Annotated in this window: 12 protein-coding genes and 1 pseudogene; 4 read left to right on the forward strand and 9 right to left on the reverse strand. The window is 42.5% G+C overall.

Annotated elements, in window-relative coordinates; translation table 11 throughout:
• Positions 1-265: 265 nt before the first annotated feature.
• Positions 266-1144, forward strand: a complete 879-nt coding sequence (locus ACDX78_RS14730) for an acyl-CoA dehydrogenase family protein (RefSeq protein ID WP_486028973.1) — start codon at positions 266-268, stop codon at positions 1142-1144.
• Positions 1145-1331: 187 nt separating this feature from the next.
• Here ACDX78_RS14730 and ACDX78_RS14735 read toward each other — a convergent pair.
• From ACDX78_RS14735 to ACDX78_RS14770, 8 genes and pseudogenes are all read right to left on the reverse strand, one after another.
• Positions 1332-2547: pseudogene (locus ACDX78_RS14735) on the reverse strand (DUF819 family protein).
• A 99-nt stretch (positions 2548-2646) separates the two neighbouring features.
• A complete protein-coding gene (locus ACDX78_RS14740; RefSeq protein ID WP_486028917.1) occupies positions 2647-3990 on the reverse strand; it encodes a GTP cyclohydrolase IIa in 1344 nt (447 codons plus the stop codon).
• Positions 3991-4019: 29 nt separating this feature from the next.
• Positions 4020-4607 (reverse strand): M15 family metallopeptidase, encoded by a 588-nt coding sequence (locus tag ACDX78_RS14745; protein WP_486028918.1) that lies wholly within the window; start codon positions 4605-4607, stop codon positions 4020-4022.
• Positions 4608-4931: 324 nt separating this feature from the next.
• Positions 4932-5498: an NADPH-dependent FMN reductase gene (locus ACDX78_RS14750; protein ID WP_486028919.1), complete on the reverse strand. Its 567-nt coding sequence runs from the start codon at positions 5496-5498 to the stop codon at positions 4932-4934.
• A 46-nt stretch (positions 5499-5544) separates the two neighbouring features.
• Positions 5545-6600: an LLM class flavin-dependent oxidoreductase gene (locus ACDX78_RS14755; protein WP_486028920.1), complete on the reverse strand. Its 1056-nt coding sequence runs from the start codon at positions 6598-6600 to the stop codon at positions 5545-5547.
• Between the two features lie 271 nt (positions 6601-6871).
• Positions 6872-7009, reverse strand: a complete 138-nt coding sequence (locus ACDX78_RS14760) for a YvrJ family protein (RefSeq protein ID WP_164218500.1) — start codon at positions 7007-7009, stop codon at positions 6872-6874.
• 75 nt (positions 7010-7084) lie between these two features.
• Positions 7085-7303 carry a DUF2922 domain-containing protein gene (locus tag ACDX78_RS14765; RefSeq protein ID WP_486028921.1) on the reverse strand — a complete coding sequence of 73 codons (219 nt, stop codon included), beginning with the start codon at positions 7301-7303 and terminating at the stop codon, positions 7085-7087.
• Positions 7304-7337: 34 nt separating this feature from the next.
• Positions 7338-7562 carry a DUF1659 domain-containing protein gene (locus ACDX78_RS14770; RefSeq protein WP_486028922.1) on the reverse strand — a complete coding sequence of 75 codons (225 nt, stop codon included), beginning with the start codon at positions 7560-7562 and terminating at the stop codon, positions 7338-7340.
• Between the two features lie 665 nt (positions 7563-8227).
• Between ACDX78_RS14770 and ACDX78_RS14775 the strand changes: the two genes are divergently transcribed.
• The 3 genes from ACDX78_RS14775 (at position 8228) to ACDX78_RS14785 (ending at position 11044) form a co-directional block, all read left to right on the forward strand.
• Positions 8228-9238, forward strand: coding sequence for an LCP family protein (locus ACDX78_RS14775; protein WP_486028923.1), 1011 nt, complete (start codon positions 8228-8230; stop codon positions 9236-9238).
• Positions 9239-9306: 68 nt separating this feature from the next.
• Positions 9307-9690 carry a glycerol-3-phosphate cytidylyltransferase gene (gene tagD / locus ACDX78_RS14780; protein WP_486028924.1) on the forward strand — a complete coding sequence of 128 codons (384 nt, stop codon included), beginning with the start codon at positions 9307-9309 and terminating at the stop codon, positions 9688-9690.
• A gap of 301 nt (positions 9691-9991) precedes the next feature.
• Positions 9992-11044, forward strand: a complete 1053-nt coding sequence (locus ACDX78_RS14785) for an LCP family protein (RefSeq protein ID WP_486028925.1) — start codon at positions 9992-9994, stop codon at positions 11042-11044.
• A 371-nt stretch (positions 11045-11415) separates the two neighbouring features.
• On the opposite strand, the gene ACDX78_RS14790 is transcribed toward ACDX78_RS14785, so the two are convergent.
• Positions 11416-12192, reverse strand: a complete 777-nt coding sequence (locus ACDX78_RS14790) for an SDR family NAD(P)-dependent oxidoreductase (RefSeq protein ID WP_486028926.1) — start codon at positions 12190-12192, stop codon at positions 11416-11418.
• Positions 12193-12266: the final 74 nt, after the last annotated feature.

Genomic DNA, 12266 nt, shown 5'->3' on the forward strand with positions numbered 1-12266 from the left:
TTAAACCATATCGCCATATTCCTATAGATTTTGAGTGATGGCGCACTCCTTTTAAAAAAATGAATGAGCTGCGTCTACTTTAGTATTGACATTTATTCCTTATTTTAGAACTTTATTTTCATGGTAGAGTAACGGATATTTTCAAGTTGGATCACCTTTTCTTTATTGTGCTGCTCCTATTTTATCATAGGTGGCTAACGTATGGAGGGCGTTTTTCATGAGGTGTGCGGGAACGTTCATTTAGCAAACTTGCGGAATAACTCTACTGTGCAGAGAATTTGAAGGTGCTAAAGGGTATTTAGTTGGTGAAGCAGATCGCGGATTTTATTACATGATGGAGGCGCTGAACCTTTCCCGGGTTTCCAATGCAGTGGCATCGCTTGGCATCATGAAGCGTGCTTATCTGGAGGCGCGTGATTATGCGATGGATCGCGATGCTTTTGGCAAAAAATTGACCGCCTACCCGATGGTGAAGGAAACATTGAGCAATATGGCGTCAAAGCAGGAAGTCGAGCTGCAGGCACTTTTTGAAGTGATTGAGCTGATGGACCGGGTGATGAATGCGGAAGCGGATGCTTCAAAACAGGACGAAATTCTTTTCCGCTTGTATGTCGCCATCATGAAAAAAGAAACAGCTGAACAGGCAATCCATTTTTCCCATGAGTCTATTGAAATGCATGGCGGGAATGGATATATTGAAGATTTTGTCACCCCTCGGCTGCTCCGTGATGCTCAGGTGCTCACTGTTTGGGAAGGGACTGCCAATATTTTGGGATTAGAAGTACTGCGTTTGATTGGAAAATATCAAGTAGACGAGATTTTTTCAGCAGAAATGAAAAGAAGATTGGAATCTGTATCAGATGGTGTATGGAAGAAACGAATGGCAGATGAACTGGATCAGCTTGGTGAGAAAATTGCAGAGGTGAAGAGACTTTCCCCTGATATGCAAACCTATTATACAAAAAGACTGGCTAAAGGGATGACAGCCATTTTTGAAAGTGTTGTCGCCTTGGAAATGTTAGAACATGGAGATAGCAGGCAAGCAGCTGTTTCCGAGGTTTTCCTTCATGCTGTCTGGGAGCATGATGCCATAGAAGAAACACCGCCAGCCATAGTAAAATTTGAAGAAATCAACATGATTTGAGGTGCCCGTCACTTCCCGAATTTTGTCACACGCTCTTTAGTTCCTTCCCGCCATAAAAATGGGATCAGCCCCCCACTTTTAAGCAATGAGAGGCTGATCCCAATATCATCTGACAAAGTTCGTGCTTTTACGGAAAGTGACAATTCTTTTCGGTGGGTCGAGCATTTAGCATAATCCCAGGCACCGACTATAAACCCATGAACCAGTTGCCCAGGAAGATGCCAAAGTAGTTTCCGATAATATATCCCAGGGTTCCTACGATCAGGATCGGTCCAACTAGTTTTGTCCAGCCTCTGGAGATCGCCATGGCGGCTGCGGTTGTTGGCCCGCCGATATTGGCATTACTGGAAAGAATAATTTCTTCCAAAGAGAACTTGAACAGTTTTCCAAACGTAAATGATACAATCATATTAACTACCACCATAATGGTTACAAGGACAAGTATTAATGGTGCATGCTGTATAATCACTGGCAATGAAGCAGGAACACCGATGACTACGAAGAAAATATAAATTAAATAAGTCCCAATTTCCTGCGCGCCATTAATGCTTTCAAAGTAACGCGGAAAGACGGTAACCAGTAACATCGTTATCGTGGTGAGCACCAAATACCCGTCCCCTAAAACGCCGTGCAGCATATTAATAAAGAAATTCACGTTTTCGCCAGATGGTATGATCGCTGCAAAAACATCAGCAATTTTAAAGGAAGCAGCCACAATAACAAACGCAGTTCCTACTGCTAAAGCAATATCCTTCAAGGAAACTTCTTTTTTCCCCCAGTAGGATGATGCCATGTTGCCATCTGATGAACCGTTTTTTTCCAGTTCGTCTATATAAGGTGTTTTATATTTCTTTCTGAAAAAAGATAATGTCGGAATGGCAATTAATACGAGAAAATACATCGCCATCAGCAAATTATCTGCTACTACAGTGGCAGAAAGGGTCTCACCCGGCAATTCAAATCTTGCGGATAATGCCGCTAAGTTAACGCCTCCTCCAGAATACGAGCCGCTCATGATCGCAGCAATTCTATCAGCATACGGAATGACATCTCTGAGTAAAAAGAAGCTTACGATAGCCCCTGTTACCGTACCTATTGCACCAATCAGAAACATAATCAGCAGCCTGCCACTTTCATTCCATATTTTTAAAATGTTTGAACGGAATAACAAAAGTGGAATGGACAGCGGCACCACATAGGACCAAACCGTATCATAAAGGTGATTCCGTTGGGATGATTTGCAGGTTGGCCAGCACCATTGCTCCAATCAGGGCGATAATTGCACCTGAAAGTTTTGATGCCCATTCATATTTTTGCTCCAAGTAAATACTGACTGCTGCCCAGCCTGCCAAAAAACCCCACAGGATCCATGTGTCATCAGGGCTTATTATTGAGTAGATCATATTGCTTCCCCCTATTGTTATCATGGTTATTACATTTATTAGAAATCGGTTTCAATTATTTATTAAACCAGTTTATTTTCAAAAATAAAACGCACGGCACTATTCTGTTTTTATCGATGATTTCTCCGGAAAAAGCGAATAAACCTGACGCGGCCTTCCTCTATTTACCGGCTGTTCCTCCCCGGTCACAACCGCTAAATCAACTTGTTCGAGTTTATTCAAAATTCTTCTTGCGCTTCTCTGTGTGATGCCGAGACCACCTGCCAACTCCACAGTTGTTACTGTATTTTTTCCCTGGACCTCGCAAAAAGAAGCGATTCTATTAAGTGTTGCGCTGCTGACATTTGCTTTTTTAGCCATAGCAAGCAATTCTTCATTATCATTCCTTATAGAATAAGTCAGCTGTAATTGGTTTCCAAGCGGTCCGCTAACAGTCCCGTCCATATCTACAACGAAACAGTTTGATTTATTTCCCGATGCTTTCATTAATGCTTCCCTGGCATGGTTTTCTGCCTCATTCGCAGTACGGCCTATGCCAATCCCGAGTTTTGCTTTCACTTCTGTTTTACTAAAAATATTTTTGAGCAAATTCAATTCCTTGGACTCGCCATTTTCAAATTGGAGCGCACCTCTTGTAGTAATGAATTTTACCTCTTTTCCATCAGGCCATTTTATAATGGACTGAGACGCTTCCCCGTAGTCTACCAATATATTTTGCAGGGACAGGATTCTTCGCTGCTGCTGGTATTCAGTCAGATGATCGTCTTTGTACATATTACTAACATCGATAATACCAACAGCAATTTGCGAGCCATGCTGCTGCAGATTTTCCCCCTCAAGCAGCACCTGCTCGAGACTGTTTCTGACAGCAACCCGGGTAGGTCTGACACGTGCGACAGGTATATCAAGTTTCTTCAGCTGCTCGTACACCGAACCTACGCATGTAATGGCTACATCTATTTTCTTGTTTTGCCATAACTGCCGGTGATAATCGATCAAGCGATCCATATTCTGCTCCAGACTGTTTTCATACATAAATAATTTATTTACATTTATTTCAAGTTCTTCAAAACACTCATCTACTTCAAACTTCCTCATATTGTCCATACTGATATTCATCATTTCTTCCGTAAAATCATTATTTGACTTTCGGTTTAAATGATACAAGACACGATATAATGCGGTTCCTTGAAATTTAATATAATACATTGGCTTCGTTATATTCATATTTTCTTTCACAATATTATATGGCAGCGATCCGGCAAACAATAGAATGTCATGATTATTTTCATGCTGTTTAACCGTATCAACGACCTCATTTTCATTTGTATAAATAGCATAATGAATATTCATTTCAGGATACTCTTTTGCAACATCCAGCACAAGTACTTTTATGTCACTCGGACCAACTGCCAGAACTTTTATTTTGCCAATATCTTTCACCCCGCTTTCGGATTAAAATGCGGTCAGATTTACTTTGCACCCAAATGGCCTTTCAAATTGATAACGCCTCCATAGAAGGCAGTATGCCCGGTTGCTTTGCCCCAGTTTTGATTGCCGTAATCATAATGCCACCACTCTTTTTCATAGTTAGTGAAGCCGGCATTCTCCATCATTTCTTTTAAAAGCCGGCGGTTGTCTCTTGCCCTTGCTTCCTTTTCATCTGCATCCGTGCAATTTTCATAAGCATTTGTATGTGATTTTTCGGTGAAATCATCAAAACCTGTCCCCATATCAAGCGGGCCATTAGGTGTTGCTATGGTTAAATCTATGGCTCCTCCCGTCAAATGATTAGAAGGTTGCATTGGATCTTTCGCAGGTACATCAACATATTGGGAAAGCTCTTTGTGAAGGCTTTCATTTTCCAGACCCTGAGAACGCAATTTTTCTTTCAGCTGCTCATATAATTCCAGTTGTACTTCATACGGACGCCAGGCGTCAAAAATAATAAAATGATGGTTTTCGGGGAGTTTCTCACTTGCTTCCAATAACCGCTCCACCGCTCCCTCTCTGGCAAAGCAATCATTCAGGGAAGCCGGTATTTTATTTAGGTAATACATTGGTTTAACCTTTATTTTTTTTGAAATCCCGGAAAGACTGATCAGCTTCTCCCCGCAATCACTAATTGGTACGTCTTTTTTGTCTCTATAGATATCAAGATGCTCCTTTCTTTCTATGGTGCCTGGAACTGCGCTAAATGCTTGTCCCGCCGAAAAGAATTGTCACTCCCCGAATTTTGTCGAATACCGTCTGTATAAGTACATCTTATAAAAGGACGTATTAAGTGTCAACGTCCGTTAATAGTCCTTTAATAGAGAGAAGTGTCGTACATTTTCTTCCAATAGATTCAACCAGGAGCCTGCACCATGCAGGCTCCTGTTACTTTAAAATCCATATTCTGCTTCTTTCGCTTCCTTCATCTTCAAATACGTTTCTGTCAGTAGTGCGGTGTCCTCTACCAGCCGGTCAATCCGGAAAAAGACATCATCATTGATAATTTCCTTCTGCAGAAAGTCTTTCTCCTCTATAAACACATATGTCTGCACAATTTGCGCTTTCATATAGGCCAAAATCGGTTTCAGCTGCTGCTCCGCAATCAGGTAATGTTTGGCAGACCCTGCTGTCACAAGCATTGCCACCACTTTATCCTGCAGACCGTCTACTGGCAGCAAATCAAATATATTTTTCAAAGTAGCGGGGATGGAAGCCTGAAAAATCGGTGTGCCGATGACAATCGCATCTGCTTCCATGATCATTTTGGTCACATATCCTGTATCCCCTTCATAATCTAAATAATTTCGTCCATCGCTAAATTGAACGTCGTAGTCCGCCAGATCAATCATTGTTGACTCTACATCCGGATATTTTTCAGCTATTGTTTTCATGACATAATTCATTGCTGTTCTCGTCTTTGATCCCATATTGGAACCAGACAATCCTACTACTTTCATGCAATTCCTCCTTGGGGACTGCCCCCCTCAATCCAAAATATGCTATCTACTTCCCTGTATGTTTCTTTATTTCCGGTAAAATTTTCGTTCCAATCAGATCGATATTCTTCTTCAATTTATCAAATGGCACACCGCCGAAGTCCATTTGGCCGATGAATCGCTGGTGGCCGAATTGTTCATGTTGATATAGAAGTTTTTCCACGATCAATTCCGGGCTGCCAATATTCATGACGTCACGCAAATCCGCACCTTGAGCGAAATTTTGCTTTGGAAATCCGCGACCGTTTGTCAGTTTCATTCCTTCATTTATATGATCATAATACTCCCTTTGCGCCTGCTGCGTCGTTTCCGCCGCGTAGAAAAAGCCTGCCGTGGAAACCGGGAGTTCAGCTGGGTCATGACCATTCGTCCTTGCTGCCTCGCGGTAAGCATCAATCGATCTTTGAAAAACAGACACAGGTCCGCCAAGATGCGCTAAAAACATCGGGACGCCTGCGTACCCTGCTTTAATAGCACTGGTCGGGGTTCCACCTACTGCACGCCAGATCGGCATCGATCCATTTTGCGGCCGCGGTATCACTTGGGCATTTTTTAGAGGGGCCCGAAACTTCCCTTCCCAGTCAAGCTCTTCCTGCTGACTAATTTTTAATAGCAGGTCAAATTTCTCTTCATACAATGCTTCATAATCATTGAGGTCGTAGCCGAGCAAATCATACAATCCAACTCGTGACGCACGGCCGGCAACAATTTCCGCCCTTCCCTTCGATATCAAGTCAATGGTCGCAAAATCCTCAAATACCCGAACCGGATCCAGCGTACTGACAATCGTGGATGAGCTGGAGATTTTTATCTTCTCTGTCGCCTGTGCAATCGCAGCTAACACGACAGAATGCGCTTGTGTCGCAAAATATTCCTGATGACTCTCCCCCACACTAAAGAAATCAATCCCTGCTTGTTCAGCAAGTTGAGCGAGTTCGATAATCTCATGAATTCGCTGCTCTGCCGATATTCGTTCACCCTTCGCCGGGTTTGGCAGGTGATCACCTAGTGTATATAGCCCAAATTCCATCGGTTTATTTTTATCTATACGGTATTTTTCCAAATTGTACACAACCTTTACTGCAGATTAATCATTACTTTTCGTAATCCATTATAAAGTATTACATTCTTTTTTCCAAAATACATGCTTTATGGAAAAAACAAAGCACCAATCCCTGTTCCTGGAAAGGTGCTTTAGGTTCATTCATATTTATAATCATCATATTTTCAACTCGTGGTCTTTAAGTCAACCCAGATTGTTCAATTTTCTACTACATACCTACCAGTTCTAAGTTTAAGGACTTATATAAAAAAACTCCGGCCAGGCCGAAGTTTTAATCTCGCATTTTATCAGGCAATGCATGAATGGATTCAATTAACAAATTCAGCTTTCCTTCAATTCGGTGCAGCAAATAAAAAGTGACCGCGATCGGAAAGCCAACCTCTGTTAAAAAGGAAATCCAGGTTTCCATGATTTTCACATCCTTTTAAATGGATTTTGATCCTTAGAAAAAATAGACCAGCAGCCGAGCCACTGGTCTATCTCATTAAAAGATTTCGATTTCTTCTACCGTTCGTTCAACCAGACGGGCATTTCTCTTGGCAACCAAGTCACCGCCGCTTGATGTAAATACATTCTGCTCGATGATTTCGTCCATGGCAGCATTCACTGCTTCAGGATCCACTGGCTCCACAGGATTGTCCAATGAATAGGTCACTGCTCTCCCGTCGTAATTTTCAAACTGAAGTTGAATTGTTTTAGCCATCGTCTTACCTCCTTTCCCCATTTTTTAGATAAGATTATTCTTCGTAGATGTCAGAGCTGTCCCTGCGATGAACATTGTAGAGTGGAAGCTCCTGCAATGCTGCCATCGCTGTAGACACTGCATACAGCTGTTCAGCGTCCGCTGCTGTCTTCACATTGTTGAAGCTCTTTGTTCTGTAAACAGGATTGCCTGAGCTTTCATCAATGCCATCACTGAAAACAAGCTGCAACGAGGTTGACATTAATTCCTGAATTGCCATATTTCTCACCTCCCTTTCACCCATACAATCGTAAGTACTAGGTAAAAGGTGGCATGACTGAAAATAATTGTGGGGAAATTGTATCAGTTTAGCAAATGATAATGCAGGTGATGGTTTGAAGCCAAGGTATGCTATGAGCGACTTTGATAGGTTCATGAGCAACTTTTGGCAGCGCGCGAGCTACTTTCGGAGCTGCATGAGCAACTTCGGGCAGCGCGCGAGCCACTTCCATAGGTTCATGAGCAACTTTAGGCAGCGCGCGAGCTACTTTCGGGGCTGCATGAGCAACTTCGGGCAGCACGCGAGCTAATTTCGGGGCTGCATGAGCTACTTTCGGGCAGCGCGCGAGCTAATTTCGGGGCTGCATGAGCAACTTCGGGCAGCGCGCGAGCTACTTCCATGGGTTCATGAGCAACTTCGGGCAGCGCGCGAGCTACTGAGTGAACAATAAATATGTTCCATTTTCCCTTGATTCAGCGAGCCCGACTATGCCTCAGATTCTCTCCTCTATTTTACTCCCTTCCCTTTTTGGGTATAGTAAATGAAAGGCGCTTTCTTCTTCTAAAAGTAGCTTCCAACAACTTACCCCAAAAAACGACATTCCCCTATACTTTATACATAATTATCTGTAAAATAAGCATAGAATTAACTGAGGAGTTCGGACTATGACTAAGCAAAAAGGCAAGTTGAAAAAATGGATACTGACAATTGGGGTCGCCCTCCTTTTCCTGCTGAGTATTGGGGTTGGTTATGCAGCCTACCTGTATAATAAAACGGAGGATTTGGTGACCGAGTCTTTTGAAGATACTGGCCGAGAAAACGAGACTTCCGACTTGCGGGAGGGGAAAGTGGATCCTGTGGAAGACCATGTATCTGTGCTGCTTTTGGGCGTGGATAACAGTGAGCACCGAAATGAGGAAGTGAGCAGGACAGATGCGATGGTGCTGGCCACATTTAATCAGGACTCTGAATCGATTAAACTATTAAGTATCCCGCGCGATTCCTACGCCTATATTCCTGAGGTCGGCTACCACACTAAAATTAACCATGCACATGCCTACGGCGGACCGCGGGCATCGATGGATGCGGTCGAACACTTTCTTCAGATACCTGTCGACTATTATGTAACGATGAATTTTGAAGGTTTTGTGGAGGTGGTGGATGCGCTTGATGGTATTATGTTTGATGTTCCATACGAGTTCCAGGAGTCTGATTCCCAGGACAAAAGAGATTCCATTCATTTACATGAAGGATATCAGGAATTAGATGGCGAAGAAGCCCTGGCATTAGCTCGTACGAGGGATCAAGACAGTGATGTAGCGCGCGGTAAACGTCAGCAGGAAATTTTGCAAGCGATTGCCGATAAAGCAATATCGTCTACTTCTATATTGAAATTGGAAGATGTCATTACGGCCATTGGCAGCAATATGCAAACAAATTTTACTTTTAAGGAAATGCAAAGTTTTGTCAGTTATGGCATGGCGAAGGATTTAGCGATGGAGACGGTTAACTTTGACGGGGAGGGAACCTATTTGGATGATGGCGGATGGTATTATATGGTAGAGGATGACAACAGAGTTGAAATCAGCAATAAGCTGCGAAGGCACCTCGATCTCTCTCCAAACAATGAGGTAACTGATTATGCAGAGGACGATGAAGAAGAGATCGTTTATTAAAATGCTTTTATTGTCCGGGTGGAAAATATGATATGATGGCAGAAACACTGGACGAGAGGTGACTCCAAATGACACGTGTCATTACCTATGGCACCTTTGACTTACTTCATGAAGGACATATCAATATACTGCGCCGGGCAAAAGCGATGGGGAATTTTCTCATTGTCGGCCTCTCCACGGATCATTTTAACGGGGTGAAAAATAAGAAGGCATATCATACGTATGCGCAGCGGAAAATTGTACTTCAGGCTATTCGCTATGTTGATCAAATCATCCCTGAAAATACATGGGAACAAAAAATGGAAGATGTCAAACAGTATGATGCAAATATTTTAGTGATGGGAGACGACTGGGAAGGAGAATTTGATTATCTCAAAGCGTATTGTGAAGTCATTTACCTCCCTAGAACAAAAGGCATTTCCACCACCAAAATTAAAGACGATTTGTTCTGAAGGTTACTGGGGCTGCGCTAAATGCTCGCCCCACCGTAAAGCGTTGTCACTCCCCGAAATCCCTCGAATTTTCTCGGAATTTCAATAAATTGCAAGCATTATTTACAGTATTTGGCATCGTGAAAACGTGACTTTTTTTGTTTCTTTGAATCTTTTTTTCCTTACATACGTCTATATATATGAGAGTCTTTTCGAATGGCTTTAGAGCGTAGCAAAATACGTATTTACCTTTTGTGAGATTCATAGTACAATATAAGTTGGTTTATGGTAAAATGGAAACAAAGATAAAGGAGAGCCCTAAATGGATAGAAACAATGAGACAAGAAGCAGGATGGTGAAACAGAAAAAAAAGCGCAGATTGCGTAAGAGAGCCCTCTTTATACTGATCCCACTTGTTACGCTTTTTCTTGGCGTTGTAAGTTATGGCACGTATTTATATTTGAAGGCAGACTCCGTACTATCCGATTCCTATGTAGATGATAATGTAGAAAAATCCGATTTAAGAGAAGAAAAAGTCGATCCACAAGTTGACAATGTTTCTATACTGATTATGGGTGTGGACGCAAATGACCACAGAGACAACACTGAAACTGCAAGAACAGACGCACTCATGGTTGCAACGTTGAATGAAGAAGATAAAAGTGTGAATCTCGTAAGTATCCCGCGTGATTCCTATGTGCATATTCCTGAAGTGGGTTACGAAGACAAAATTAACCATGCACATTTTTATGGCGGACCAAGTGCAACAAGAGAAACAGTAGAAAATTTACTGGATATTCCCATTGATTATTGGGTTCGTGTGAACTTCCATGCCTTTGTGGATGTTGTTGATGCACTCGACGGAATTACAGCGGAAGTACCGTACGAATTCACTGAATCTAATTCCATGGATCAGCGAGATGCGATTCACTTGCTGGAAGGTGAGCAGGAGCTAGACGGGGAAGAAGCATTGGCACTGGCTCGTACGAGAAAGCTGGACAATGATATTGAACGCGGTAAACGGCAGCAGGATATTATTGAAGCAATGGTCGAAAAGACCGCTTCTGTAAGTTCCATTTTGAAATTTGATGATATCATTGATGCTGTTGGTTCAAATATGGCAACGAACATGTCATTCAGTGAAATGAAAAGCTTTTTATCTTACGGAACAAGCGGATCTTCTCTGCAAATTGATTCTATGACTCTCGAAGGCGATGATTATCAGCCAGGAAACACATATTACTGGCAGCTGGATGAAGTAGCTTTGAATGAAACGAAATCTATCCTGCAGGATCATTTAGAGGTTACGAATACTGTGCAGGCAGAGTCGGAGAGTTCATCGGAAACATCTGAAGCATCCGGATCTGGTTCTTAATAATAAAGAAGGAATAAGCGCTATTTGAGGAAAAAATTCTCAAATAGCGCTTTTTTAATAGGTTCCTAGTCACTTCCCCTCTCTATATAAAACCGAAATAGCATAATCCAATTTTTCGTGTTCCATTCGCCTTGATACACCCTATGTCATGAAAATATTAGCAACAGTTCATTGAAGCATGAGGAAATATGATTGTGAGAATAGAAGCTGGGACAAAATTATTTTTATCCCAGCAATAATAATGACAGCCTATAGCCCGCTCCGGAAATATAACTTCACTCCATTCGTTCATTGTTTGTATTTAGAGTGGATTACTTTATATATGTCCCAGCCTTCCTTCTGTTTATCCCATCTTACAAGCTTTCTAGGAGCTACCGGACCGTTGCCTGACCGCCATCTACAGGAAGAAGCTGTCCTGTGATAAATCGGGAATCCTCACTTGCTAAAAAGACCATAACAGGGCCGAGATCCTCGTCAGGATCACCGTACTTTCCACCAAGCGGGATTTCTTTTTGGTTTTCTGCCTCCATCGCTTCAAGCTGTTCAGGCTTTAAGCTTTCACGTGCTGCCTCATACATTGGCGTATGGATAGCCGGTAGAATGGCATTCACACGAATTCCGTGTGACCCCCACTCAGCCGCGATACTGCGAGTCCATGACATTACCGCCCCTTTGGAAGCAGAATACAGTGTGGCACCAGCCTCTTTCCGCAAACCGGAAATGGAGCCATAATTAATAATGACACCCTTGGACTGATCTTGCATCGCTTTGAATGCTTCCTGGTTCGTAAGTATCGTGCCGCGAATATTTATATTCATCAGGAAATCATAATCTTTATCTGAAATCTCAGCTGCAGGAACGGATCTTTGTACAGCTGCGACATGCGCCAGCACATCCAGTCCGCCCATTTCTTCAACCGCCTTTTTAAAAGCAGATTGCACTTCTTCTCGCTTAGAAATATCACAGTGATAATAGGTGGCTTTCCCGGGCCCTTTTTCGGTTGCATCTTCTGCAACTTTACGTCCCTCTTCATCATTTACATCCAGTGACGTTACGGTGGCACCCTCTTTTACGTAAGTACGGACAGTCGCAGCCGCCATTCCACTGGCTCCTCCCGTCACGATGATTCTTTTTCCTTCCAATCTCATGAAACATCACTCCTTATGGCATCATTTGAGTTCTTAGATAGTTTTCCCATCAGTGGGGTAATTAAACGAAATGC

The organism is Virgibacillus oceani (assembly GCF_041521345.1).
Taxonomy (GTDB): domain Bacteria; phylum Bacillota; class Bacilli; order Bacillales; family Amphibacillaceae; genus Virgibacillus_N; species Virgibacillus_N oceani_A.

Bases quoted from the DNA above. Each gene is read 5' to 3' on its own strand.
- ACDX78_RS14745 (WP_486028918.1), bottom strand. From the start codon at position 4,607: ATGTATTACCTAAATAAAATACCGGCTTCCCTGAATGATTGCTTTGCC.
- ACDX78_RS14750 (WP_486028919.1), bottom strand. From the start codon at position 5,498: ATGAAAGTAGTAGGATTGTCTGGTTCCAATATGGGATCAAAGACGAGA.
- ACDX78_RS14760 (WP_164218500.1), bottom strand. From the start codon at position 7,009: ATGGAAACCTGGATTTCCTTTTTAACAGAGGTTGGCTTTCCGATCGCG.
- ACDX78_RS14765 (WP_486028921.1), bottom strand. From the start codon at position 7,303: ATGGCTAAAACAATTCAACTTCAGTTTGAAAATTACGACGGGAGAGCA.
- ACDX78_RS14770 (WP_486028922.1), bottom strand. From the start codon at position 7,562: ATGGCAATTCAGGAATTAATGTCAACCTCGTTGCAGCTTGTTTTCAGT.
- ACDX78_RS14775 (WP_486028923.1), top strand. From the start codon at position 8,228: ATGACTAAGCAAAAAGGCAAGTTGAAAAAATGGATACTGACAATTGGG.
- tagD (WP_486028924.1), top strand. From the start codon at position 9,307: ATGACACGTGTCATTACCTATGGCACCTTTGACTTACTTCATGAAGGA.
- ACDX78_RS14785 (WP_486028925.1), top strand. From the start codon at position 9,992: ATGGATAGAAACAATGAGACAAGAAGCAGGATGGTGAAACAGAAAAAA.
- ACDX78_RS14790 (WP_486028926.1), bottom strand. From the start codon at position 12,192: ATGAGATTGGAAGGAAAAAGAATCATCGTGACGGGAGGAGCCAGTGGA.